Here is a 24,731-nt window from a genome sequence, read left to right as displayed (position 1 = left end):
ATTTGCTACACGTTCCCGGCACCGGGATAATGCGCGCCACTCGGCGCCAAACGCCACGCAGGGTAAGTCCCGGCTTTCGGCCACTCCCCCGCGTCAAGTAAGCCCGTGAGGGTGGAATGAATGTCTGTGATCAACTTCAACATCGCCCAATGGCGCGCCTGGGCCCCTGGGCTTGATAGCGTGTCCGATTGGCAGGCCTGGTGCCGACAACCGGTTGTGCTGCCGGACAGCGATGCCGCTCCCGACGTTTCCTTTCTGCCGGCCATGCAGCGTCGGCGGCTCAGCCGTCTGGCGCGCATGGCATTCAGTGTCGGCTGGCCATTGGCCGAAGGTCGGCAGGATCTGCCATTGGTCTTTGTTTCCCGTCACGGCGAAACGCCCCGCACGATCGAGATCCTCAGCGACCTGGCCACCGATCAACCGCTGTCGCCAACCCGCTTCAGCTTGTCGGTGCATAACGCGATCATTGGCCTGTGGTCGATCATGCGTGGTGAAACCAGCGAAATGACCGCCCTGGCCGCCGCAGGCGATGGCCTGGAACATGGCATGCTCGAAGCTGCCGCGCTGCTGGCTGAAGGCGCTGACGCGGTACTGCTGGTAGTCACCGAAGAGCGGCCGCCCGAGGCTTACTCGACCTGGATCGACGACGTACCGTTCCCTTATGCCGTCGGCCTGCTGATCACGCCCGGCACCGACTGGCGGTTGTCCCTGAACAGCCCCCCGGATGCGTTGTCCAAATCCCGCTGGCCCCACGCGCTGAATCTGCTGCGTACGCTGCTCGGCCAGCAAACCACCTGCCAACATGCCTGGAAAAATCGTGTATGGACCTGGCAACGCAACCCGTGACCGAGAAAAACCGCGACGCCTACCACTGGCGCTTGCTGGCCACCGCCGCGAGCTTTGCCCTGTTCGGGTTGGGCGGGCTGTGCCTGCGCCTGGTGATTTTCCCTGTGCTGAACTGCCTGCCGGGCGACGCCCGGACCCATCGGCTGCGGGCCCGGCAAACGGTCAGCCGCTGTTTCTGGATTTTTGTGCGTTTCATGGCCCGTACCGGGGTACTGACCTATAACATTGAAGGCGCGGAAAAACTCGGTCGTCCCGGGCAAATGATCATTGCCAATCACCCATCGCTGATCGACGTGGTCTTTCTGATCGGTCTGGTGCGTCACGCCAACTGCGTGGTCAAGCAAAGCCTCTGGGAAAACCCTTTCACTCGCGGGCCGCTGCGCTGCACCGAATACATCAGCAACGACGGCAGCATGGACATGCTCGACGCGGCTGCCAACGCGCTGAAAGACGGCCAGACCCTGATCATTTTCCCGGAAGGTACGCGCACCCGACCCGGCCAGCCGCCGGCCTTTCATCGGGGCGGCGCGGCAATCGCCCTGCGGGGTGCGAAAATCCTCACCCCGGTCATTATCAAAGTCAGCCCGACCACATTGACCAAGGCCGAGCCCTGGTATCGCATCCCCAAGCGGCGCGTGCACTTCAGTTTTCGGGTCGGGGCCGATATAGACCCACAGACCTTCGCCACGCAGGGGCCGGCTCCGCAGGCCTCGCGCAAGCTCAACGATTATCTACATTCTTACTTTATTAAGGAGCTCGCCGAAGATGAGCGATCTGCACCGTGATATCAAAATGCTTATCATCGACGCCCTTGGCCTGGAAGACATCAGTGCCGACGACATCGGCAATGAGCAGACCCTGTTCGGCGAAGGCCTGGGCCTGGACTCGGTGGACGCCCTGGAACTGGGCCTGGCCATCCAGAAAAAATACGGCATCAAGATCGACGCCGATGCCAAGGACACGCGCAATCACTTCAGTAACGTGGCGAGCCTTGCGGCGTTCGTCATTGCAAAACAGGCAGCTTGAGACCGGACCATGCAAACTCGTGACGACATTTTCAACACCCTGCGCGATGCCTTGGTCGAGCTTTTCGAGCTGGACCCTGAGCGTGTGAGCCTGGAATCCAACCTGTATCAGGACCTGGAAATCGACAGCATCGACGCGGTCGACCTGATTGATCACATCAAACGTCAGACCGGCAAGAAAATCGCCGCCGAAGAATTCAAATCGGTGCGTACCGTCAGTGACGTGGTCGAGGCGGTCTACCGTCTGGTTCAACCGGCCGCATGAATCGACTGATTGGCCTCGGCCTGCTGCTGGCGGGCCTTTTGTATCCCTTTGCGGTGTATTTCGGCATGGAGCATTTCGCCCCGTGGCAGTTCGGGATGCTGCTGGGCGCACTGTGGCTGGGCCGGGCGCTGACCGGCAAGCGACGGCCTGGCAGCCGGTGGATGGCCACGGTGGCCATTATGTTCTGCCTGTTGCTGGCACTGTTCGACAGCCCGGCGCTGTTGCGCTGGTATCCGGTGCTGATCAGCAGTTTCATGCTGGCGCTGTTCGGATCGAGCCTGATATTCGGCCCACCGATCGTTGAACGCCTGGCCCGGGTACGCGAGCCGCATTTGCCCGCCAAGGGTATTCGCTACACCCGTCAGGTAACCATCGCCTGGAGCGTTTTTTTTCTATGCAACGGTTTGTGTGCCGCCGCCCTGACACTCTGGGCGCCGCTGAGCTGGTGGACGCTGTACACCGGGCTGATTTCCTACGGATTGATAGGCCTGATGTTTGCCATTGAATGGCTCATACGACAAAGGGTACGAGGCCGCCCATGAATTGGATAAAACTTGAGCACCTGCTGCTCAAGGCTCAGCCTGAGCGTGCCGTAACGACCGCCCCGGCACTGGATCACGCCCGACTGTGCGAACAGGCACTGCGCCTGGCCTCCGGCCTGCAAGCCCGGGGTGTGCGGCAGATGGCCGTGCACCTTGAGGATGCCGCCGACCTGGCGATTGCCCTGTTCGGTGCCTGGCGTGCCGGAGTCAGTGTGCTGCTGCCGTCCGACCTGCAACCCCAGACCCGCCAACGCTGGTCAGGTGAAGTCGATCTGTGGCTGAGCGATCAGCCCGACGATGCGCACCTTGGCGACCTACAACAGCAGCCACTGAGTGCCGCCGCCCTGGACCTGGATAACTGCCGACTCAGCCTGTGCACCTCCGGCTCGAGTGGCGAACCCAAGCGCATCGAAAAAAACCTGCGCCAACTGGCCAATGAAGTCGAAGTCCTGGAACAGCTGTGGGGCGCCGACCTGGGCCCGGCATGCATCATTGGCAGCGTCGCCACCCAGCACATCTACGGCCTGCTGTTCCGGGTGCTGTGGCCGCTATGCGCCGGGCGCCCGTTCGTACGTCGGCAGTTGGCCTTTCCGGAAGACCTGCAACGCGCCAGCCGCGAGCACCCGGCCTTCGCCTGGGTGGCCAGCCCGGCGCTGCTCAAGCGCATGGGCGACAACCTCGACTGGCCTGCCTTGAGTTCCGTACGCCGGGTGTTTTCCTCCGGCGGCGCATTGCCGGTCGAGGCTGCACAGAGCCTGCATGAGCGTCTGGGGCAATGGCCAACGGAGATCTTCGGTAGTTCGGAAACCGGTGGAATCGCCTGGCGTCAGGGCGCGGAACTCTGGCAGCCCTTTGCCGGTGTCACGCTGACCCAGGACAGTGACGGTGCACTGCTGATCGCTTCGCCGTATTTGCCCCATGGCCATGTCGAACACACGGCCGATGCCGTGCGTATCTCTGTCGACGGTCGTTTCGAATTGCTTGGGCGACTGGACCGGATCGTCAAGCTGGAAGAAAAACGCATCTCGCTGCCGATGCTGGAACAAGCGCTGACGGCCCATGAATGGGTCATCGAAGCGCGGCTCGGTGTCGTTCAGGAAAACCGCGCCTCCCTGGGGGCATTGCTGGTGCTGAGCGATGCCGGTCTGCATGTGCTGCGCAATCAGGGGCGACGCAGCCTCACCGAGCAATTGCGCCAGCACCTGAGCCAACACTGCGAAGCCCTGGCCCTGCCAAGACGCTGGCGCCTGCTGCGCCAACTGCCGCTGAACGCTCAGGGCAAACTGCCCCAGGCCGACGTCGACGCCCTGCTGTTGGCGCCGCGCCCCAAGGCGCCCGAAGTGCTGGAACAAACCGAAAGCGATGGCGAGTGGAGCCTGCAACTGGCGGTGCCACCGGACCTGGCCTATTTCAGCGGACACTTCCCCACGGCGCCGGTGTTGCCTGGCGTGGTGCAGGTGGACTGGGCGCTGAGCCTGGGCCGGCAATTGATGAACCTGCCGAAAAAATTTGCCGGCATGGAAGTCTTGAAGTTCCAGCAACTGGTGCGCCCGGGAGATGAAATCCAGCTGCACCTGCGCTTCGACCCGGCCCGCGGCAAATTGTATTTCACCTATCGCGACGAAACCGCCACCTGCTCCAGCGGGCGGATCTTGCTGGAGGCGGCGCATGCATAAGCCGGGTGAGTGCTGCGCACTCAATCGCGAGCAGGCTCGCTCCCACACTGGATTTGTGAACGACACAGCCCCCCTGTGGGAGCGGCGGTGCGACGATTCGACTTGCTCGCGAAGCAGGCACCTCGGTCTTTCAGGTGTACACCAACATGCATAGCCCCTGCGCCATCGTCCCGGTGTATAACCACGAAACAGCCATTACCACGGTGGTCGATGCGCTGATCGCCAGCCATCTGCCGTGCATCCTGGTGGACGATGCCAGCAGCCCGCGTTGCGCCCGGGTGCTGGATCGCCTGGCCCAGCGTGAAATGGTTTACCTGATCCGCCTGGCCGAAAACCAGGGCAAGGGTGGCGCGGTCATGACCGGTTTGCGCGAAGCTTCGCGCCTGGGTTTCAGCCATGCCTTACAGGTGGACGCCGATGGCCAGCACGATTTGCAGGACGTCCAACGCTTCATCGAACAGTCACGCCGCTACCCACAAGCGTTGATTTGCGGTTATCCGCAATATGACGCCAGCGTGCCGAAAGGCCGTTTGTATGCACGCTACCTGACTCACGTCATGGTCTGGATCAACACCCTGTCGTTGCAGATTCGCGACTCCATGTGCGGTTTCCGGGTCTACCCTTTGGCACCGGTCCTGGCGTTGATCGAGTCAGCAAAAATCGGCAAGCGCATGGACTTCGACTCGGACATCCTGGTGCGCCTGTCCTGGCGCAATCAGCCGATGTTATGGCTGCAAACCAAGGTCCATTACCCGCTGGACGGCGTTTCGCACTTTCGGATGTTCCACGACAACGTCCTGATTTCCAGCATGCACACGCGGCTGTTCTTCGGCATGTTGCTGCGTGCGCCAGTGATCCTCTGGCGACGGTGGCGGGCATGAGTGCAGACAAGCAACACTGGGCCGACCGCAAAGAACGGGGCAGTTTCTGGCTGATGAAGCTCACCGCGTTCGGCGCCAAAGTGCTGGGCCGTCGAGTACTGAGCCCAGTGTTGTACGGCATCGTCCTGTACTTTTTCCTGTTCGGTCGCAGCGCCCGACACAGTGCCTGGCAATACCAGCAACGGCTGGCCGACTGGAGCGGTCGCAGCGAATTGCGCCCGAGCCATTGGCGGGTGTTCGGCCAGTTCATGGCTTTCGCCGATTCGATGCTCGACAAACTCGACGTCTGGAACGGCAAGCTGAGCATCGAACAAATCGAAATCATCGACCCGGCGCTGCTGCGTGACCAGCTGCGCGGTGCCCGCGGGCAGATGCTGGTGGGCGCACACCTGGGCAATCTGGAAGTCTGCCGCGCACTGGCGGAGATCGGCGAAAAGGTCACGATGAACGTGCTGGTGCACACCAAGCACGCCGAACAGTTCAACCGTTTACTGGGTGAAGCCGGGGCGACCAATTTGCGCTTGATCCAGGTCAGCGAACTGGACCCCGGGATCATGCTGCAACTGAGCGAGCGCCTGGAGCGTGGCGAGTGGCTGGCGATCGCCGGCGACCGCGTGCCGCTGCATGGCGGACGCTGCGCGACCGTGGACTTCCTCGGTCATTCGGCCAGGTTCCCCCAGGGCCCGTGGTTGCTGGCCGGCCTGCTGAAATGCCCGGTCAACCTGCTGCTGTGCCTGAAAAAGCCCGACGGTGACTATCGACTGACCATCGAGCCGTTCGCTGAGGCAATCACCTGGAAACGTACTGACCGCGAACAGGTCATTCATCAGTGGGCCTCCCGCTACGCCGAACGCTTGGGTCACTATTGCCTTGAAGCGCCCCAACAATGGTTCAACTTTTACCCTTTCTGGAAGACCGATGACGACGCCAACGCTTGAGCCGGTAACCTTCGGCGAACGCCCTTTGCGCATAGAAGATGTGCTGGCACTGGCCAACCGCAAAGTGCCGACGCTGTTGCAAAGCGATCCCGCCTACCGCGAGCGCATCGCCAAGGGCGCGCGTTTTCTGGACTCTCTGCTGGACAAGGAAGGCGTGATCTACGGCGTGACCACCGGTTACGGCGACTCTTGCGTGGTCGCGGTGCCGCTGCATCACGTCGAGGCGCTGCCCCGTCACCTGTACACCTTCCACGGCTGTGGCCTGGGCAAACTGCTCGACGCCCAGGCCACCCGCGCGGTACTGGCGGCGCGTTTGCAGTCGTTGTGCCACGGTGTTTCCGGAGTGCGAGTGGAGCTGCTGGAGCGCCTGCAGGCGTTCCTTGAACACGACATCCTGCCGCTGATTCCAGAGGAAGGCTCGGTGGGCGCCAGTGGTGACCTGACGCCGCTTTCGTACGTGGCCGCCACGCTGTCCGGTGAACGCGAGGTGATGTTCCGCGGCGAGCGCCGGCAAGCTGCCGATGTGCACCGCGAACTCGGCTGGCAGCCACTGGTGTTGCGTCCGAAAGAAGCCTTGGCGCTGATGAACGGCACCGCAGTGATGACCGGGCTGGCCTGCCTGGCGTACGCCCGCGCCGATTACCTGCTGCACCTGGCCACGCGCATTACCGCGCTGAACGTGGTCGCCCTGCAAGGCAACCCGGAGCACTTCGACGAGCGCCTGTTCGCCGCCAAGCCACACCCGGGGCAGATGCAGGTCGCCGCGTGGTTGCGCGAGGATCTGGCCATCGACGCGCCCACCGCGCCCTTGCATCGTCTGCAAGATCGCTACTCCCTGCGTTGCGCCCCCCATGTGCTGGGCGTACTGGCCGACAGCCTGAACTGGCTGCGCTCATTCATCGAGATCGAGCTCAACAGTGCCAACGACAACCCGATCATCGACGCCGAGGCCGAGCGAGTGCTGCACGGTGGGCACTTCTACGGAGGCCACATCGCCTTCGCCATGGACAGCCTGAAAAACCTCGTGGCCAACGTCGCCGACCTGTTGGATCGACAACTCGCGCTGCTGGTGGACGAGCGCTACAACCATGGCTTGCCGAGCAACCTGTCGGGTGCCACGGCCGACCGCGCCATGCTCAACCACGGCTTCAAGGCGGTGCAGATCGGCACCAGCGCCTGGACTGCCGAAGCCCTGAAGAACACCATGCCGGCCAGCGTCTTCTCGCGCTCCACCGAATGCCACAACCAGGACAAGGTCAGCATGGGCACCATCGCCGCCCGGGATGCGATCCGCGTGCTGGAACTCACCGAACAAGTGGCGGCCGCCACGCTGCTGGCGGCCAATCAGGGCGTCTGGCTGCGCGGCCAGGCCGAAGATGCACGCCCCCTGCCACCCGCTTTGGCGACCATGCACGAAGCCTTGGCCAAGGACTTCCCACCGGTCATCGAAGACCGCGCGCTGGAAGGCGAATTGCGCCTGTGCCTGCAACGCATCGCCGAACAACACTGGAGGCTGCATGCGTAGCAAGGGATTTCTCTACACCGACACGGAAATCGTCGTACCGTTCTTTGACGTCGACAGCATGCACGTGGTCTGGCACGGCCATTACGTCAAATACCTGGAGGTGGCCCGCTGTGCGCTGCTGGACAAGATCGGCCACAACTACACGGCGATGAACGAATCCGGCTATGCCTGGCCGGTGATCGACCTGCAATTGCGCTACGTGCGCGGCGCGGTGTTCGGCCAGACGCTCAACGTGCGCGCCAACCTGGTGGAGTGGGAGAACCGCTTGAAGATCAACTACCTGATCAGCGACCTGCAAACCGGTGAGCGCCTGACCCGAGCCATGTCGGTACAGGTGGCCGTCGACATCGCCAGCCGCGAGATGCAACTGGCCTCGCCGACAGTGTTCACCGACGCGGTTGAGAGGGTACTGGGATGATCGATATTTCCCTTGAGACCAGCCGCCCCGCCTGTGGCGAGCGAGCTTGCTCGCGCTCGAGTGCGCTGCACTCGCAACCCCGCCGAGGTTTGCTGACGTATTGGGGCCGCTACGCAGCCCAGCGCGAGCAAGCTCGCTCGCCACGTTTCTCAGTGTTCAAATGCCTCAGTGTTTTGGCGTTACTCGGGGTGTCGTCGATGGCCAGCGCCTTCGACCTGCAACAACTCAGCGATCAACTGGCCAGGCCCGAGGTGATCCACGGCAGTTTCATCCAGGAAAAACACCTGCGCGCCCTGTCCCAGCCGCTGACCAGCAAGGGCACGTTCGTGCTGGCCAAAAACCACGGCTTGTTGTGGCTGCTGAAAACGCCACTGCAACAGGACTATCGCATCACCGCCAAAGGCATTGCCCGGCGCGACGGCATTGTCTGGCAAATGCTGCCGGGCAAAAGCGCCGGTGCCGAGCAGAACCGTTTGTTCCTCGCCGTGCTGCAAGGTGACAGCAGTGGCCTGCAACGGGATTTCGAACTGTCCCTGAGCGGCGATGCGCAGAACTGGAAACTCACGCTGCTGCCGCGCTCGATGCTGCTCAAGCAGGTGTTCAACCAGATCAACATTACCGGCGCAGAACTGGTGCACAGCATCGAACTGCTCGAGACCCAGGGCGACAGTACGTTATTGCGCATGCAGGACAGCACCAGCAGCCAGCCGTTGAGCGACGCGGAGCAGCATGACTTTGCCGAGTGAACGGTGGTTGCCACGGTTGTTCCTGATCCTGCTGCTGGCAGTACTGGCGCTCGCCGGTTGGCAATGGCGTGACGCCGCGCCGCTGTCGGCCAACCTGATGGACCTGGTGCCCGGTACGGCGCCCGACGCTCTGGAACTGCGCGCTGAACAACGCATGCAAGAGCCGCTGAACCGCGAAATGCTGGTGCTGGTCGGCCACAGTGATCGCCAGCAGGCCGTCGCCATGGCGCAGACACTCGGCGAGCAATGGCAGGCCAGCGGCTTGTTCGAAAAGGTCCAGTGGACCCTGCAAGCCGACTTGCCGGCGTTGCGCACACAATTGCTGCAAGGTCGCCTGGCGATGCTCCAGGCGGCGGACCGGCAACTGCTGATCGAGCACCCCGACACCTTTATCCAGCAACGGGTGCAAGCGTTGTTCGACCCGTTCAACGGGTACAGCCTGGTGCCGAGCCAGGACGACTGGCTGGGCCTGACCGGGCGCATCCAGAACAGCCAGCCGCAACGTGGTTCGGTGCAACTGGACATCGGCAGCGGCGCCCTGGTCGCCGATGCCGATGGCAAGAGCTGGGTGCTGCTGCGCGCGCGCACCACCGGCAACGCCTTCGACATGAACCTGCCGCTGCAGGTGGCCGACCTGCTTGAACACAGCCGCGAGGAAGCCGCCCGGCACGACGTGCAACTGCTCGCCGCCAGCGGCCTGTTGTACGCCGCCAGCGGTCAACGACAGGCTGCCCGGGAGATGACCTGGGTCGGTGGCGGTGCCACCGTGGGGATTTTGTTGCTGCTGCTGTTGGCCTTCCGGCGCTGGCGCGTCTTGCTGGCGTTCGTGCCGGTGCTGGTGGGCATGCTCTTCGGTGCGGTGGCCTGCGTTGCGTTGTTCGGCCATATGCATGTGATGACCCTGGTACTGGGCTCAAGCCTGATCGGTGTCGCCGTCGACTACCCGCTGCATTACCTGTCCAAGAGCTGGAGCCTGAAACCCTGGCACAGCTGGCCGGCCCTGCGCCTGACCCTGCCCGGGCTGACCCTGAGCCTGATCACCAGCGGCATCGGCTATCTGGCCCTGGCCTGGACACCCTTCCCGGCGCTGACCCAGATTGCCGTGTTCTCCGCCGCCGGTTTGCTCGGTGCCTATCTGTCCGCCGTGTGCCTGCTGCCGGCATTGCTCAAGGGCGTAGACCTGCGCCCGGCGCAATGGCCATTGCGCGTTTGCGAGTTTTTGCTGGGCTGTCGTGAAGCACTGCTCAAACACCTGAAAACGCCAGTCTTGCTGGCACTGCTGATCGCTTTTTGCGTGGCTGGCCTGCTGCAACTGGGCAGCAAAAACGACATTCGTCAGTGGATCAGCGCGCCGCAACAATTGACCGACGAAGCCCAGGCCATTGCCCGGATCACCGGCTATCAACCCACCAGCCAGTTCTTCCTGATACGCGCCGCCGATCAGCAGCAGTTGCTCGAACGCCAGACCGCCCTGAGAGAGCGGCTGGATCAATTGATTGGCCTGGAAAAGCTCCAGGGCTATCTGTCGCTCAATCAACTGGTCAGCCCGCCGAACGAACAGCAACAGGTGCGCGAAACGCTGAACAAACTGCCTTCCTTCTGGCAACCCTTGCTCGACATCGGCGTACCGGCCGAGGCGCTGCAAGCCGAGCTGACGAAGCTACAGGCACTGCCGACCGTGGACATCGACGCAGCGCTCAGCGGCCCGTTGGCAGAACCCTACCGGCCCTTGTGGCTGGGGCCGACCGATGACGGCGTGGCGGCGATGGTCAGCCTGCAAGGCATCAACAACCCGGCCCTGCTGCGGCTCCAGGGCGAGGACTTGCCCGGCGTGACACTGGTGGATCGACTGGGTGAGTTGAACAACGTCTTCGCGGCCACCCAAATCAGTGCCGCTGAACTGAAGCTCGCCTCCTGCGTGCTGATCGTGCTGGTGCTGATCCTGCCATTCGGCCTCGGCGGCGCGTTGCGAATCGTGTCCCTGCCCCTGCTGGCGGCGTTGTGCAGCCTGGCCAGTCTCGGCTGGCTGGGGCAGCCGCTGACCCTGTTCAGCCTGTTCGGCCTGCTGCTGGTGACGGCGATCAGCGTCGATTACGCGATCCTGATGCGCGAACAGGTCGGCGGCGCAGCCGTGAGCCTGCTGGGCACCCTGCTGGCGGCGTTGACCACCTGGCTGTCGTTCGGCCTGCTGGCGGTGTCGAGCACCCCGGCGGTGAGCAACTTCGGGCTGTCGGTGAGCCTGGGCCTGATCTTCAGCTTCCTGCTCGCGCCGTGGGCCGGTCGCCAGGTGCATGAACCCACGGCCATGGAGCGGGCAATATGATGGTCGTTCTGTTCTGGGCGATGGCGCTGGTGTTGTTCGCCCTGGCGACCCGTGTCGGCCGGCATTTCGGCTTGATTCCCATCGTCAGCCAGTTGCTGCTGGCGACCCTTGGCCTGCCGCTGTTGATGTATTTCTGGATCGAGCCCCAATGGCAATTGAGCGGTGCGCTGCTGGTGTCGCCGGGCTGGCTGAAGAACCTCTACAGCCTGAGCTTTGCCCTGTTGCTGGGCTACATCCTCAGCGATGTGATCGACCTGCAACTGGATCGCCAAAGCCTGAAAATCGCCCTTCCCAGCTTTTGCATTCCGTTTGCCTGCGGCCTGGCCACGGCGGTCTGGTTGTTGCCGGCACAACCGTGGATCAGCTCGCTGGCCGTCGGCCTGTTGTTCGCCATCACCGCGATTCCGGTGCTGTACCTGTACCTGCGGCACATCGATTACCCACCCGCCGCCACCCGACGTCTGGTGCAAACCGCGATCCTCATCGACCTCGCCTGCTGGACGCTGTTCGGCATCGCCCAGGGCAGCCTGCACCTGAGCAGCCTGTTGCTGCCGTTGGCCGGCGCGTGCCTGCCGGTGCTGCTGCGGTTGCTCGGTTTGCGCCAGACATGGCTTTACAGCCTGAGCTTTTTCGCCCTGCTGGTCGTCGCCGAACACTTCAAGCTCAATGCGCTGATTTTCGGCATCGGCTATGTGTTGATCATGGCCGCGCTGAAAGCCCCGCTGGTCCTGCCACTGCCAGCCGTGTGGATGGGCCGCTTGCAGACGTACATCGCCATCCCGCTGATCCTTACGTTCGGCATTGTGCAGATCAATGTGCACAGCGCGATGGACAGCCTCGGTTGGGTGCAACTGCTCGCCCTGCTGCTGTTGCCGATGCTGAGCAAACTGCTGGGCAACTGGCTCGGCCTCGGCTGGGCCGGGGCCTCGTTCCAGGGCGCCAGCCGCTGGCGGGAAAGTGTGCTGCTGAACATCCGCGGCTTGAGCGAGATCGTTTTTCTCAACCTGCTGCTGCAACAGCAACTCATCAGCCCGCCGCTGTACTTTGCCCTGATGCTGATGGGCCTGATCGCTACACTGCTGCCAGCCCTGACCGGCATGCACCGAATTCCCCTGAAAGCCGCTGTCCCCGCAAGGAGCCCCCATGCCAACCGTTGAAATGGAATGTCGCCAGGTCGTGGTCATCGGCGCCGGTCCATCCGGCGCCATCGCCGCCGCGTTGCTCAAGCGCAAGGGACACGATGTGCTGGTGATCGAGCGCCAGCATTTTCCACGGTTTTCCATCGGTGAAAGCCTATTGGCCCATTGCCTTGATTTCGTCGAAGAGGCGGGCATGCTCGACGCCGTCAACGCCGCCGGCTTCCAGCTGAAAACCGGTGCCGCGTTTGCCTGGGGCGAGCGCTACAGCGCGTTCGATTTCGGCGAGACGTTCAGCCACGGCAAATCGACGACATATCAGGTCCTGCGTGCCGATTTCGATAAGCTGCTGGCCGATCAGGCTACGTTGCAAGGCGTGGAGATCCGCTATGGCGAAACCATCGTCGACGTCGACATTGCCCCCGGAAAACCGCAGCTCGGCGTGCGCCGCGAAGACGGTAGCGAGTACCGCGTCGAGGCCGGTTTCCTGCTCGATGCCAGTGGCTACGGCCGCGTACTGCCGCGCTTGCTCGACCTCGAGGCGCCGTCGAACTTCCCGGTGCGTCAGGCCGTGTTCACTCACGTCGAAGACCGTATCGACCTCCCGACCTTCGATCGCAGCAAGATCCTGGTGACCACTCACCCGACCCTGCGCGACGTATGGTTCTGGACCATCCCGTTCAGTAACGGGCGTTGCTCGGTCGGCGTGGTCGCCGCCGAGGAACGTTTCGCCGGCCGCAGCGATAATCTGGACGAGTGCCTGCGCAGCTTTATTGCCGAGACGCCAAGCCTGGCCAGCGTGTTGCAAAATGCGCAGTGGGACACCGAGGCGCGAACCATCGGCGGATACTCGGCCAACGTCAAAACCCTGCACGGTCCGGGCTTCGCGCTGCTGGGCAATGCCGCGGAATTCCTCGACCCGGTGTTTTCCTCCGGCGTGACCATCGCCATGCGTTCGGCGAGCATGGCCGCCGGGGTTTTGCACCGTCAGCTGCAAGGCGAAGCCGTCGACTGGCAAACCGAGTTCGCCGAACCGCTCAAGCGCGGCGTCGACACGTTCCGCTGCTACGTCGAAGGCTGGTACGCGGGGACCTTCCAGGATGTGATCTTCCATGAGGGCAGTTCGCCGGAAATCCGCAGGATGATCAGCTCCATACTTGCCGGATATGCCTGGGATCAAAGCAACCCGTTCGTCAGCGAAGCCAGGCGCCGGTTGAAGGTGATATCAGAATTCTGTGCAAGGGATGCGTCATGAACCACTTGTGTGTGCAAGCCAGCCCCCTTTGGCCAACGGGAAGACCCTCTGGTCAATGTGGTGGCGCGCAAAACCTTTTGAAGGAACTGTGTGATGTTGATTAGCCGTCGCTTGAACTGCACAGGGGTAGCCAGTGCATTGCGATTGCTGTTAATCGCCGCAACCCTGCTTTTGAGCGCCTGCGCCGGCCGGGCGCCGCTGCCCGTGCACAATCCGGATCTGCCGCTGCCACTGCAATTGCACATCCAGCGCGGGCAGGCCGACGAACGCGAGGACTGGGTGCTGGTGATCCAGCGTGAAGAGGCGGGTATCCGCTGGTCGATGATGGACCTGTTGGGCATTCCCCAGGCCCGCCAGAAATTGGTCGATAAAACCTGGGAGTCCGATGGTTTATTACCGCCCAACCCGCGAGCCCGGGAGCTGTTCGCGGCGCTGCTGTTTGCGCTGACGCCGCAAGATGAACTGGCGGCCAACTATCCCGGCGCCTGGCAGCACGGCAGGCAACGGTACCTGCCCGAGCGCTGGGACATCCACTACGTACAACCGCAGAATTTTGAATTGAAGCTACCGCGTGGTCCGGCCTATCAAGTCACCCCCCTGAGCGGTGAAACGCCATGACGGCTTACCTCAATGCCCTCGGATTGGTCTGCGCGCTGGGCCGCGACAAGCAGGAAGTTGCCCGCAACCTGTTTGTCGGCGACTGCGGCGGCATGCGCGAACAAACCGGTTGGGTGCCACAACGCACGCTGCAGGTCGGTGCGGTCCAGGGCAAACTGGCAAGCATTCCAGCCGATATGTCGCGCCATCACAGTCGCAACAATCAGTTATTGCTGGAAGCCACGCTGCAAATCCGCCCGGACATCGACAGCGCGATCCAGACCTACGGCCGCGACCGCATCGGTGTAGTGCTGGGCACCAGCACCTCGGGCATCGACGAGGCCAGCCAGAGCCTGGCGCATTACCTGCGCGAAAAACAGTTCCCTGCCGAGTACGACTATCAGCAACAGGAACTCGGGGCACCGGCGGACTTCCTCGCCGAGTGGCTGCAGTTGAGCGGGCCGGCCTATGTCATTTCCACGGCCTGCACCTCCAGCGCCCGGGCCTTGATGAGCGCCCAGCGCCTGTTGGACCTGGGCATTTGCGACGCGGTGCTGTGTGGCGGCGTCGACACCTTGTGCAAGCTGACCCTCAACGGTTTTTCGGCGCTCGAAGCGGTCTCGGAACAACGCTGCAATCCGTTTTCGGTGAACCGCAACGGCATCAACATTGGTGAAGCGGCGGTGCTGTTCCTGATGACCAGGCGTGCAGGCGACAGCCAGCCGATTGCCTTGCTCGGCAGCGGCGCCAGTTCCGATGCGCATCACATATCCGCCCCGGAGCCGACTGGTCGTGGCGCCCTGCAAGCGATGCGCAAAGCCCTGGGCCGCGCCAACCTGCAACCAGAGCAGATCGCTTATCTGAACCTGCACGGCACCGCCACCCAGCACAACGACGCCATGGAAAGCCAGGCCGTGGCGACGCTGTTCCCGGCCGGCGTGCCCTGTTCGTCGAGCAAACCCATGACCGGCCACACCCTCGGTGCCGCCGGGGCGCTGGAAGCGGCGTTCTGCTGGTTGAGCCTGAGCCCGGACAATCGCGAGCATGCCCTGCCGCCACACGTCTGGGACGGACAGCCCGACCCCGAATTGCCGCCGCTGCAATGGGTGACCCCGGCCACGCGCCTGACGTCCATTGCACCTCGCTACCTGATGAGCAATTCCTTTGCCTTCGGTGGCAACAACGTCAGCCTGATTATCGGAGACGCCCCATGATTGACTGGCCGATCGCTGAATTGCTGCCCCACGCTGGCGACATGATCCTGATCGACCGGATCCTGGCGTTCGATGAAGAGCAGATTCACACGCGCCTGACCGTCAAGCCCGATGGCCTGTTCAATCTCCCCGACGGCAGCCTGCCGGCCTGGGTCGGCATCGAACTGATGGCCCAGAGCGTGGCCGCCTTCGCCGGTTGCCATGCGCGCCAGCGCGGTGATGAGGTGGAATTGGGCTTCCTGCTCGGCAGCCGCAAATTCGAATGCAACGTCGAAAGTTTTCCGGCCGGTACCGAGTTGACCATCCACGGTATTCGCTCCCTGGAAGACGATAACGGCATGGGCGTGTTCGAATGCCACATCAACGCCCCCGGCATTCACGTTACCGCCCGTCTGAACGTGTACCGCCCACCCCAGGCCGCTCAATATCTCCATGAACCCGAAGGAGTCCAGTGATGACTGAATCCGTACTGGTCACCGGTTCCAGCCGTGGCATCGGCCGCGCCATCGCCTTGCGCCTGGCCCAGGCCGGGCACGACATCGTGTTGCATTGCCGCAGCGGCCTGGCCGACGCCGAAGCCGTCAAGGCCGAAGTCGAGGCCCTGGGCCGTCGTGCGCGCATCCTGCAGTTCGACGTGTCCGACCGCGCCCGTTGCAAGGAAGTTCTCGAAGCCGACGTGGAAACCCACGGTGCCTATTACGGTGTGGTGCTTAATGCCGGGCTGACCCGCGACGGTGCCTTTCCGGCCCTGAGCGAGGAGGATTGGGATGTGGTGATGCGCACCAACCTCGACGGTTTCTACAATGTGCTGCACCCGGTGATGATGCCGATGATCCGTCGTCGCGCCGCCGGGCGGATTGTCTGCATCACTTCGGTGTCGGGGCTGATCGGCAACCGTGGCCAGGTCAACTACAGTGCCTCCAAGGCCGGGTTGATCGGCGCGGCCAAGGCATTGGCGATCGAGCTGGGCAAGCGCAAAATCACCGTTAACTGTGTCGCACCCGGCCTGATCGACACAGCCATGCTCGACGAGAACGTGCCGGTGGAAGAACTGATGAAAATGATCCCCGCACAACGCATGGGCACCCCTGAAGAGGTGGCCGGCGCGGTGAATTTCCTGATGTCGGCGGAAGCCTCGTACATCACCCGGCAGGTTCTGGCCGTCAACGGAGGCCTGTGCTGATGAAGCGCGTCGTCGTCACCGGCATGGCCGGCATCACCTCACTGGGCAGCGACTGGGAGACCATCGCCGGCAACTTCGCGGCCAACCGCAGCGGCATCCGCCGGATGGACGAGTGGGATCGTTTTACCGAACTCAACACGCGCCTGGCTGGCCCCATCGATGACTTCAAGGTGCCGAGCCACTGGACCCGCAAGCAACTGCGCAGCATGGGCCGGGTTTCGCGGCTGGCCGTCGGCGCGTCGGAACTGGCACTGGCCGACGCCGGATTATTGGGTGACGAATCGATCAAGGACGGGCGCATGGGCGTCGCCTGCGGCTCCTCCACCGGCAGCACCGACGAGATCAAGGCGTTCGGCAACATGCTGCTCAACTCAGTGGCCGAGGGCCTGAACGCCAACTCCTATGTGCGCATGATGCCGCACACCACGGCAGCCAATATCAGCATCTTTTTCGGCCTCACCGGTCGCCTGATTCCCACCTCCAGCGCCTGCACCAGCGGCAGCCAGGGCATCGGCTATGCCTACGAGGCCATCAAGTTCGGCCGCCTGCCGCTGATGCTCGCCGGCGGTGCCGAGGAACTGTGCCCGACCGAAGCCATGGTCTTCGACGCGCTCTACGCCACCAGCCTGAAAAACGACACCCCACAACGCAGCCCGCGCCCTTACGACACCGCACGCGACGGCCTGGTGATCGGTGAAGGTGGAGGCATGCTGGTGCTCGAAGAACTAGAACACGCCCTGGCCCGTGGCGCCCACATCCATGCCGAGATCGTCGGTTTCGGCAGCAACGCCGACGGCCAACACACCACCCGTCCCGAACAAATCACCATGCGCCGGGCCATGGAACTGGCCCTGGAAGACGCCGGGCTGAAACCTTCGGACATCGGCTACGTCAACGGCCACGGCACCGCCACCGAACAGGGCGACATCGCCGAAACCCTGGCCACCAGCAGCCTGTTCGGCGAACACATGCCGATCAGCTCGCAGAAAAGCTTCCTCGGCCACACCCTCGGCGCCTGCGGTGCGCTGGAGTCCTGGTTCAGCATTGAAATGATGAACCGCGACCTCTACGCCCACACCTTTAACCTCGACGAAGTCGACCCGCACTGCGGCAAGCTCGACTACCTGCGCGGCGAGTTTCGGCAGATGAGTAATCAGTACGTGATGAACAATAATTTTGCGTTTGGCGGGGTGAATACTTCGCTGATTTTCAAGCGCTGGTCTTAATCAACGTCAAAAGATCGCAGCCTTCGGCAGCTCCTACAAGGAACCCGTAGGAGCTGCCGAAGGCTGCGATCTTGTTAATGTGCGATGTAACTATCAGGACGAGTCGAGATTATCCAACACCCGATTCACCGCCATTTCCCCCAGCATGATCGACTGCTGAATGCCCAGCAGGGTGTTGCTTTGCGCTCCGTTCAGACTCCTCGCGAAGTCGCTCGCCATGGCATTGGCTGATGCCAGTGAAACACAGGCGTACTCCAGCAGAGTGTGGTTGTCGACTTCAGGAGCGACGAGGAAGATTTGGCCGGGTTGGCGTGAGGTAACCGGTTCGGTATCCGACCGTTTTTTTGCTTTATTGGTCATGATTCAGCGCCCAGAAAAGTGGAGCCGACACCGTGTCGCTACGAATCAAAAGGGTGGCAGCTGTACGCAGGTTAGTAGACCGGGTCTTCGCCAAACCGGCGCGCCCGAAGGCGCCCTGCGCACAGCTACCGTCAAGGGCAGGTACAGACATACCTGCCTATCAGGAGCGCAAATGCACTTAGCGAAAACACGGGCTACTAAACCCGATCACTGACCATCAGTGACACGAATCAAGTTAGCGATGGCCCTCAAAGCGCACAAGCCGGCGGATTCTGGAGTAGTTGCAGGCAACGTCGCAAGGCGCTGTAGCCTTTGCGAAGGATTTCGGAAATGTCCCACGGCGGGTGGTGAAGCTTCCGGCAGGACTGATGCTTCTTGCTCCATACAGCTAGTCTTTTTGGTGTTCTCTCGGACGCCATCGCGAGCAAGCTCGCTCCCACAGGGTCCAGCGCTGTGAACACAATGCTCGCCATACCACCCACTGTGGGAGCGAGCTTGCTCGCGATTGACTGCGCAGCAGTCACGCCTGCAAAGGCTCAACCTTTCTTGTCAGCAGTTCAACAAACGCTTTGGCCATCGCCGACTTCTGATCCTTGCGCTGCACCAACCACACCGCTGACACCGCCGCCGGATCGAGCAGCGGGCGATAGACCACACCGTCAATACGCATCCGCTGATAAGACGCCGGCAGCACCGACACACCGAGCCCCGCTGCAACCAGCCCGATGATGGTCATCGCCTCGCCGGCCTCCTGGGCGAAGTGCGGGCTGAAGCCGGAGTCCCGCGCCAGGCTGAGCAGCTGTGCGTAGAGGCCACTGCCATAGCTGCGCGGAAAAAACACAAAGGGCTCAAGCGCCAGGGCTGACAGGAACAAGCCCTCCTCGCTGCCCTCTACCAACGGGTGCTTGGAGCTGAGTACCGCGACCAGCGGCTCGCGCATCAATTCGACCACGCTAAGGCAGTCCGGCAGCCCGAGCGGGCGCATGATGCCGACTTCAATCGACTCGTCCACCAGCGCATCGGCCACCTGGGTGCTGCTCATTTCCCGCAGGTTCAGGTGCACCGCCGGGAAGCGCTGGCGGAAAGAGAAAATCGCCTGGGGAATGGTCGAGTTGAAGGGGGCCGACGAGGTGAAGCCGATTTTCAGCTCACCCAACTCGCCCAGTTGCGCTCGTCGCGCGACATCCGCCGCTTTGTCGACCTGCGCCAGCACCAGCCGTGCCTCTTGCAGAAACAGCCGACCGGCCTCGCTCAGCTCGACCCGACGATTGGTACGCTCGAAAAGCCGCGCGCCGACTTCCTGCTCCAGCGCCTGAATCTGCTGGCTCAGCGGTGGCTGGGAGATGCCCAGCACCTGTGCGGCGCGGCCGAAGTGCAGTTCTTCGGCGACAGCGATGAAGTAGCGCAGATGACGCAATTCCATGGAAACCCCATTAGGTCGTTAAAGCTATCAAACAGGTCGAACAATATATTGGATTGAATCATTAGCCAGCTATATGCTTTTTTCATTGCCTGACCGGCTGCGTCCTCCGAGGTCCCCCGTGAAAACTGCTGTCGCCCCACTCGCCCATGAAGTTCCTCCCGCAGCACCGGACGCTATTGCCGCTGAGCTGGCGGAGATCTACATCGAAAAAGGCACCCCGGCGTTCATGCGCACGGTGCTGGCGTTGTTCTGCGGCGGCTTCGCGACGTTCGCCCTGCTCTACTGCGTGCAACCGATGATGCCGCTGCTGTCCGACGAGTATTCCATCAACGCGGCGCAGAGCAGCCTGATCCTGTCTATCGCCACCGGCATGCTTGCCATCGGCCTGCTGATCACCGGCCCGATTTCCGACCGTATCGGGCGTAAACCGGTGATGGTGGCCGCATTGTTCGCCGCGGCGCTGTGCACCATGGCCAGTGCGATGATGCCGAGCTGGCACGGTGTGCTGCTGATGCGTGCGCTGATTGGATTGTCGTTGAGCGGTCTGGCGGCGGTTGCGATGACCTATCTGAGCGAAGAAATCCACCCACAGCACATCGGCCTCGCCATGGGTTTGTACATCGGTGGCAACGCGATTGGCGGTATGAGCGGACGCTTGATCACCGGGGTATTGATCGACTTCGTCAGCTGGCACACGGCGATGCTGGTGATCGGTGGCCTGGCGCTGATCGCCGCGGCGCTGTTCTGGAAAATCCTCCCGGAATCGCGCAACTTCCGCGCCCGCTCGCTGCACCCGCGCAGCCTGCTCGACGGTTTCACCATGCACTTTCGCGACGCCGGGTTGCCGCTGCTGTTTCTTGAAGCCTTTGTGTTGATGGGCGCATTCGTCACGCTGTTCAATTACATCGGCTATCGCCTGTTGGCCGCGCCGTACCACATGGAACAGGCCTTCGTCGGGTTGCTGTCGGTGGTGTACCTGTCGGGCATCTACAGCTCAGCGAAAATCGGCTCGCTGGCCGACAGACTCGGTCGCCGCAAAGTGCTCTGGAGCACCATCGCGCTGATGATCGTTGGCCTGGCCCTGACGATGTTCACGCCACTGCCGCTGGTGATCATCGGCATGCTGATCTTTACCTTCGGCTTCTTTGGTGCCCACTCGGTGGCCAGCAGCTGGATCGGCCGCCGCGCCACCAGGGCCAAGGGGCAGGCATCGTCCTTGTACCTGTTCAGCTACTACGCCGGGGGGAGCATCGCCGGTACGGTGGGTGGCGTGTTCTGGCACCTGGGCGGCTGGAACGGTATCGGGTTGTTCATCGGCACGCTGTTGGTGATTGCGCTACTGGTCGCGTTGAAGCTGGCGAAGTTGCCGTTGTTGCCGCAGAACACCTCGACTACCTGAGCACCACCCGTGCCTCCAGGGCATCGTCGCGTTTTTCCAGGGTCAGCGATTGCAACGCGACACCGTTGCGCTCCATGCCGTCGAGCCACTGCATCAACGGTTGTGCATTGCCATTGAGGGTCACGCGCAGCAGATCGGTGTCGCTCTCCATCTGACGGATCTCCAGCCCCGTCGCCGCGGCGCTTTCGCTGATGCGCAGCGATAGCGGTTTTTCGCTGTCGACGGGGACATCGCTGCGCGGTAACGCCCGTTGCAGTTGCGCGGCCAGCCCCGCCTGCTGTTGATACTGTCGCTCGGCGGTTTCCAGTCGCTGCCGGGTCGGTTGCCAGATCAGGCTGAACGCCACGACCGCCAACAAAAAAGTCCCCGACACTTGCAACAGCCGTTGTTCGCGCACGGAAATGCGCCGCCATGCCTGCTTCATGCCCCGTCCTCCACGGTGAGGGTGGCGTGTACCCGGCCAGCCGTTTTGTTCGCGCTGTCGAGCCGCACGGGCATGCCTTGTTGTCGCCCGCGTTCGCGCAACTGCTCCAGCTCGGTAAAGCCGCTGGCGGTCAGCTGAATTCTCCAGCCTTCGCCTGCTCGAAACTCGATGCGCTGGACCTCGACCGGGCTGGCGCCAATCACCTGTTCGATCAACCGGATCAGCCCGGCAATGCGGCTGTTTTGCGAATCCACAGGCTGGCTTTGCAGGGCCTTGAGTTGCGCGGCCATATCGACGATGCGGCTTTGCTCCGGGTAAAGCGCCTTGAATCGCTGTTCATTCTGGGTGGCCAGGCGGCGGGCTTCGCTGTCGAGGAAGCGGATGCGCGTTTCGCTGGCACCCCAGGTCAACAGCGCCAGCATCAACAACGCCCACCCGCCGGCGCGCCAGGGCAGACGCTTGCCCCGTGGGGCAAATGCGCCTTGCAGCAGATTGATGGCCCGTGTCGGGCGCTGGGTCAGGCATTGGTCGATGACGGCGGGGGCCTCACGGGCATCCAGCCATTGCATGTCCTTGGGCAATAACGGAGTGAGCAGAGCCAGGTCGTCTTGCGATATCGCGAGGCGCGCCGACAGGCCTGCACCCAACAACCAGCGACCGAACCACCATGCTCCGCACGGCTGATCGCCGGACAACAGATCGGCATCGACGAACACCCCGCGCACCTCAATGCCCGCCTCTCGCAGCAAGTCGAGCACGGCGGCCAACCGTTCACGGCCAATGACCATGACCGGGAAGCAGCCGTCACGATCACGAGCGCCAACGCTCAGATGCACGCCTTCCAGCGCTTCACTCAGTTGATCTTCCACGGCGTAGGCCATGGCCTGGGCTTCGGGCCTGCGTCGCGACGGCCATGGCTCGCTGCGAACCCAACTGCACATTTCCATGGGCATTAGCACATCGACTACCTGGCCTTGCAATGCCGAGGCCGCCTGATTCAGTGGCATCGGCTGGCGTTGACCGGTTTTTGACCACAGGACGCAGGGCCAGAGGCCTGATGGCGCGTCCTGCCCTTCGGCGGTCAGGTAAAGCCAAGTGTTCATCGCGGTCTCTCGTGGCTGTTCATGGGAAGAAAACGTCGTTGCAGCACCGTCAGCTGTCGAGTCTTGGGGTCGTGCCCGACATCCGTGGCCAGGTGCAGTTCGCGCCCGTCCCGGGTCACCCGCACCCTTATCCGATACCAGCGGCTTTGGGTGCCAAGTCCGTGACTGCTCAGGCCCTGCCCGGAGAGCAAGGGGTCCTGGGTAAACGCCTGGACGCTCGCCCAAGGCGTTGTTGCCGCCTGACGCGCCAGCGCATCGGCGGTCGCGGCGTCCACCTCGCCGAGTGCTCTCAACAGCAGTGCCGGCGCGGTGTTGATGTTCAAGGCGGCTTCGGTGGGCAGCAGCGCCACCCAAGGCTCCAGCCGCTGCAGCAAGCGAGCGTCAATGCCGGGCAGCAAGCGCAGCTGGCTGAGTTCCCGCAGCGGCCCGACCTGGCTCAGTTGCACAGGAGGAAGATCGAGCAATTCAAGCAGGCGCGCCCAACGGTTGAGGGTGACTTGATCCACCTGACCCTGGCGTAACAACGCATTGAGGTTGAAGCGTCCGGCGAGGTCGTCGATATCGATAAGGAACTGCGCATCGTCAACCTCGAAGTCAGGCGCCATGTCAGTCCAGCCTTGCAACCGTTCGACGGGTTTTTTCGCGTCCTGCAACGCGTCGCGCAACAGCAACAACGCCCAGGTTTCCCCGCCCGATGCGAGCTGCCGCAGCTGTATCTGCTGCAACTGTTGCCCACTGCTTTGCAGCGAAAGGTGATGACTGCGCAACACGCCGCCGATGATCAGCAGTGCCAGGCTCATGACCAGCAATACACTGATCAAGGCAATGCCGCGTTGGCGCCCGTTCATGGCAATGCACCCGGCATCGGCAACACCCGACGAATCGATTCGAAGCGCCCGACAGAGACTTGCACCTCCAGCGCCATGGGCGCCTTCGCGTCCTGCCCGGCCGGCCAATGAGCAACCCAGCCGGACTGGCTGTCGAACAGACGCCAGCCCAATTCGCGAACGTCTTCGAGCAACTTTTGCCGCTGCACGAACTCCGTACCTTCGCCCTGGCTTTCGCGCCACAGCACGCCGCCGTCGAGCCGATAGCTCAGCATCTGGCGCTCACTGCGGGGTTGGTCCAGAGGGTTGCGCCAGTGACTGCGCTGGAACTGCAAAAGCGGCCCGGCGAGCACCACCGGCTGTGCGGTGACGTGCAGCAGATCCCGCTCGATCACCGCCATCGCTCGTTGCAGGCTCCTGAGTGCTCGCTCGTGGGCCGCCGTGCCCTGTTGCACTCGCAGCACGCTATCGAACAAACCCCAACTGGCCAGCCCCAGCACGGCGAAGATGGCCAGGGCGATAACCAGCTCCAGCAAGGTGAACCCACGCTGCCTAGTCATGAACCGCAAGTATCCAGCCGCTGGCACGATGCAAGGCGTGCGCACTGTTCGCCGGGCTGACCTGGATGTCGACCTGGAGCAAACGCGGATCGCCGGTGGCGCTGATGTGCTGTTGCAGCACCCAGTCGCGTTGATCCATGGACACGATCTGTTGTTGCTGACCGGCCGACAAACCCGATTGCAGGCGCAATTCGTTCAAGCGGTTGTCCGCCAGCCACGCTGCGAACAGCCGAGTCTCGACGGCGCCGCGCTGCTTCACCGCGTATTGACTGGCCGACAGCACGGCTGCCGCCAGTGTCGCGAAGACCGCCAGGGCCACCATGATTTCCAGCAGCGTGAAGCCGCCCATGGACGACAAGGGTGGCCGACTAGTCATCGATCACCACCTCGCCGATACCATCGCCGGACAGGCTCAGCCAGGTCCTGTCGCCAGACTCGAATGTCAGCGTGAAGGCACTGGTTTCATCGTTGCTGAGCAAGAGCAACTGCGGCGGTCCTTCGTCAGCGTCCAGCCCTACCCCATAGCCATCCTGCTGCAAACGTACTCGTATGCTCAAAGGCCAGGTAGTCAGCCCCTCCACCGGCTCCCACCCGCCATCACCCCGGCGCATCACCCGGTGGCCATCGGTACCCAGCCGCAAGCCATATTCCTGCCCCTCGAACACCGCGCGCTCACGCAATTGATGAATCACCTGCACCATCGCCTCGGCTACCTGCCTGACCTCGCGCGCGGGACTGCCCCCACCGACAAAGCTCACCATGCCCAGCAAGACGCCAACCACGACAATCACGATCATCAGCTCCAATAACGTAAACCCCCGACTGCGGTAGCCCACGGA

The 24,731-nt window shown here is 62.7% G+C and carries 28 protein-coding genes; 20 read left to right on the top strand and 8 right to left on the bottom strand.

Annotated features, from left to right (window positions below; all coding sequences use genetic code 11):
* Positions 1-120: 120 nt before the first annotated feature.
* The 19 genes from ACMDB8_RS01660 to ACMDB8_RS01570 all read left to right on the top strand — a co-directional run bounded on the left by ACMDB8_RS01660 (position 121) and on the right by ACMDB8_RS01570 (position 17,796).
* Positions 121-846: a beta-ketoacyl synthase chain length factor gene (locus ACMDB8_RS01660; protein ID WP_056725598.1), complete on the top strand. Its 726-nt coding sequence runs from the start codon at positions 121-123 to the stop codon at positions 844-846.
* Positions 822-1,631: a lysophospholipid acyltransferase family protein gene (locus tag ACMDB8_RS01655; protein ID WP_409078551.1), complete on the top strand. Its 810-nt coding sequence runs from the start codon at positions 822-824 to the stop codon at positions 1,629-1,631. The genes ACMDB8_RS01660 and ACMDB8_RS01655 overlap by 25 nt, the downstream gene beginning before the upstream one ends.
* Positions 1,612-1,872, top strand: coding sequence for a phosphopantetheine-binding protein (locus ACMDB8_RS01650; RefSeq protein ID WP_056725601.1), 261 nt, complete (start codon positions 1,612-1,614; stop codon positions 1,870-1,872). Before ACMDB8_RS01655 ends, ACMDB8_RS01650 begins: the two co-directional genes overlap by 20 nt.
* A gap of 9 nt (positions 1,873-1,881) precedes the next feature.
* Positions 1,882-2,136, top strand: coding sequence for an acyl carrier protein (locus tag ACMDB8_RS01645; protein WP_007992314.1), 255 nt, complete (start codon positions 1,882-1,884; stop codon positions 2,134-2,136).
* Positions 2,133-2,678, top strand: coding sequence for a hypothetical protein (locus tag ACMDB8_RS01640; protein WP_056725603.1), 546 nt, complete (start codon positions 2,133-2,135; stop codon positions 2,676-2,678). Before ACMDB8_RS01645 ends, ACMDB8_RS01640 begins: the two co-directional genes overlap by 4 nt.
* Positions 2,675-4,354 carry an AMP-binding protein gene (locus tag ACMDB8_RS01635; RefSeq protein ID WP_409078550.1) on the top strand — a complete coding sequence of 560 codons (1,680 nt, stop codon included), beginning with the start codon at positions 2,675-2,677 and terminating at the stop codon, positions 4,352-4,354. Before ACMDB8_RS01640 ends, ACMDB8_RS01635 begins: the two co-directional genes overlap by 4 nt.
* Before the next feature lie 146 nt (positions 4,355-4,500).
* Complete coding sequence (locus ACMDB8_RS01630; RefSeq protein ID WP_056725616.1) at positions 4,501-5,235, top strand: glycosyltransferase family 2 protein; 735 nt, start codon at positions 4,501-4,503, stop codon at positions 5,233-5,235.
* Entirely contained in the window at positions 5,232-6,173 is a 942-nt protein-coding gene (locus tag ACMDB8_RS01625) for a glycosyl transferase (RefSeq protein ID WP_056725620.1), read from the top strand. The genes ACMDB8_RS01630 and ACMDB8_RS01625 overlap by 4 nt, the downstream gene beginning before the upstream one ends.
* On the top strand, positions 6,154-7,698 hold the full coding sequence (locus tag ACMDB8_RS01620; protein ID WP_056725628.1) for an HAL/PAL/TAL family ammonia-lyase: 1,545 nt from the start codon (positions 6,154-6,156) through the stop codon (positions 7,696-7,698). The genes ACMDB8_RS01625 and ACMDB8_RS01620 overlap by 20 nt, the downstream gene beginning before the upstream one ends.
* Positions 7,691-8,116 (top strand): acyl-CoA thioesterase, encoded by a 426-nt coding sequence (locus tag ACMDB8_RS01615; RefSeq protein WP_056725634.1) that lies wholly within the window; start codon positions 7,691-7,693, stop codon positions 8,114-8,116. The genes ACMDB8_RS01620 and ACMDB8_RS01615 overlap by 8 nt, the downstream gene beginning before the upstream one ends.
* Before the next feature lie 197 nt (positions 8,117-8,313).
* Positions 8,314-8,862, top strand: coding sequence for an outer membrane lipoprotein carrier protein LolA (locus tag ACMDB8_RS01610; protein ID WP_223541756.1), 549 nt, complete (start codon positions 8,314-8,316; stop codon positions 8,860-8,862).
* Positions 8,846-11,185 carry an MMPL family transporter gene (locus ACMDB8_RS01605; protein ID WP_409078549.1) on the top strand — a complete coding sequence of 780 codons (2,340 nt, stop codon included), beginning with the start codon at positions 8,846-8,848 and terminating at the stop codon, positions 11,183-11,185. Before ACMDB8_RS01610 ends, ACMDB8_RS01605 begins: the two co-directional genes overlap by 17 nt.
* Entirely contained in the window at positions 11,182-12,342 is a 1,161-nt protein-coding gene (locus ACMDB8_RS01600; RefSeq protein ID WP_056725641.1) for a hypothetical protein, read from the top strand. The genes ACMDB8_RS01605 and ACMDB8_RS01600 overlap by 4 nt, the downstream gene beginning before the upstream one ends.
* The gene (locus ACMDB8_RS01595; RefSeq protein WP_409078548.1) at positions 12,329-13,576 is read left to right on the top strand and encodes an NAD(P)/FAD-dependent oxidoreductase; all 1,248 of its coding nucleotides are present in this window, start codon (positions 12,329-12,331) and stop codon (positions 13,574-13,576) included. The genes ACMDB8_RS01600 and ACMDB8_RS01595 overlap by 14 nt, the downstream gene beginning before the upstream one ends.
* A 93-nt stretch (positions 13,577-13,669) precedes the next feature.
* Positions 13,670-14,194: a hypothetical protein gene (locus ACMDB8_RS01590; protein WP_056725644.1), complete on the top strand. Its 525-nt coding sequence runs from the start codon at positions 13,670-13,672 to the stop codon at positions 14,192-14,194.
* Positions 14,191-15,387 (top strand): beta-ketoacyl-[acyl-carrier-protein] synthase family protein, encoded by a 1,197-nt coding sequence (locus ACMDB8_RS01585; RefSeq protein ID WP_409078547.1) that lies wholly within the window; start codon positions 14,191-14,193, stop codon positions 15,385-15,387. The genes ACMDB8_RS01590 and ACMDB8_RS01585 overlap by 4 nt, the downstream gene beginning before the upstream one ends.
* The gene (locus ACMDB8_RS01580; RefSeq protein WP_056725648.1) at positions 15,384-15,842 is read left to right on the top strand and encodes a hotdog family protein; all 459 of its coding nucleotides are present in this window, start codon (positions 15,384-15,386) and stop codon (positions 15,840-15,842) included. Before ACMDB8_RS01585 ends, ACMDB8_RS01580 begins: the two co-directional genes overlap by 4 nt.
* The gene (fabG, locus tag ACMDB8_RS01575; protein ID WP_056725650.1) at positions 15,842-16,570 is read left to right on the top strand and encodes a 3-oxoacyl-ACP reductase FabG; all 729 of its coding nucleotides are present in this window, start codon (positions 15,842-15,844) and stop codon (positions 16,568-16,570) included. Before ACMDB8_RS01580 ends, fabG begins: the two co-directional genes overlap by 1 nt.
* The gene (locus tag ACMDB8_RS01570; protein WP_409078546.1) at positions 16,570-17,796 is read left to right on the top strand and encodes a beta-ketoacyl-ACP synthase; all 1,227 of its coding nucleotides are present in this window, start codon (positions 16,570-16,572) and stop codon (positions 17,794-17,796) included. Before fabG ends, ACMDB8_RS01570 begins: the two co-directional genes overlap by 1 nt.
* A 93-nt stretch (positions 17,797-17,889) precedes the next feature.
* Here the strand turns inward: ACMDB8_RS01570 and ACMDB8_RS01565 are convergent, their stop codons facing one another.
* Positions 17,890-18,156 carry a DUF6124 family protein gene (locus ACMDB8_RS01565; protein ID WP_409078545.1) on the bottom strand — a complete coding sequence of 89 codons (267 nt, stop codon included), beginning with the start codon at positions 18,154-18,156 and terminating at the stop codon, positions 17,890-17,892.
* Positions 18,157-18,676: 520 nt separating this feature from the next.
* Positions 18,677-19,579 (bottom strand): LysR family transcriptional regulator, encoded by a 903-nt coding sequence (locus tag ACMDB8_RS01560; protein ID WP_056725655.1) that lies wholly within the window; start codon positions 19,577-19,579, stop codon positions 18,677-18,679.
* 118 nt (positions 19,580-19,697) lie between these two features.
* Here ACMDB8_RS01560 and ACMDB8_RS01555 point away from each other — a divergent pair, with 118 nt between their 5' ends.
* Positions 19,698-20,978: an MFS transporter gene (locus tag ACMDB8_RS01555; RefSeq protein ID WP_413966567.1), complete on the top strand. Its 1,281-nt coding sequence runs from the start codon at positions 19,698-19,700 to the stop codon at positions 20,976-20,978.
* Here the strand turns inward: ACMDB8_RS01555 and gspM are convergent.
* The 6 genes from gspM to gspH are packed head-to-tail and all read right to left on the bottom strand — an operon-like array spanning position 20,971 to position 24,728.
* Positions 20,971-21,402, bottom strand: coding sequence for a type II secretion system protein GspM (gene gspM, locus ACMDB8_RS01550; protein ID WP_056725659.1), 432 nt, complete (start codon positions 21,400-21,402; stop codon positions 20,971-20,973). The genes ACMDB8_RS01555 and gspM overlap by 8 nt on opposite strands.
* Positions 21,399-22,505: a type II secretion system protein GspL gene (gene gspL / locus ACMDB8_RS01545; RefSeq protein ID WP_409078543.1), complete on the bottom strand. Its 1,107-nt coding sequence runs from the start codon at positions 22,503-22,505 to the stop codon at positions 21,399-21,401. Before gspL ends, gspM begins: the two co-directional genes overlap by 4 nt.
* Entirely contained in the window at positions 22,502-23,353 is an 852-nt protein-coding gene (locus tag ACMDB8_RS01540; protein ID WP_409078542.1) for a general secretion pathway protein GspK, read from the bottom strand. The genes gspL and ACMDB8_RS01540 overlap by 4 nt, the downstream gene beginning before the upstream one ends.
* Positions 23,350-23,892 (bottom strand): type II secretion system protein GspJ, encoded by a 543-nt coding sequence (locus ACMDB8_RS01535; protein ID WP_056725666.1) that lies wholly within the window; start codon positions 23,890-23,892, stop codon positions 23,350-23,352. Before ACMDB8_RS01535 ends, ACMDB8_RS01540 begins: the two co-directional genes overlap by 4 nt.
* Complete coding sequence (gene gspI / locus ACMDB8_RS01530; protein ID WP_409078541.1) at positions 23,885-24,268, bottom strand: type II secretion system minor pseudopilin GspI; 384 nt, start codon at positions 24,266-24,268, stop codon at positions 23,885-23,887. Before gspI ends, ACMDB8_RS01535 begins: the two co-directional genes overlap by 8 nt.
* The gene (gene gspH / locus ACMDB8_RS01525) at positions 24,261-24,728 is read right to left on the bottom strand and encodes a type II secretion system minor pseudopilin GspH (protein WP_409078540.1); all 468 of its coding nucleotides are present in this window, start codon (positions 24,726-24,728) and stop codon (positions 24,261-24,263) included. Before gspH ends, gspI begins: the two co-directional genes overlap by 8 nt.
* Positions 24,729-24,731 lie beyond the last annotated feature (3 nt).

It is taken from the genome of Pseudomonas monachiensis, assembly GCF_047345015.1.
Lineage (GTDB): Bacteria > Pseudomonadota > Gammaproteobacteria > Pseudomonadales > Pseudomonadaceae > Aquipseudomonas > Aquipseudomonas monachiensis.
Note: the sequence above shows the minus strand (reverse complement) of the source record. Positions and strands in the feature narration are given on the sequence as shown.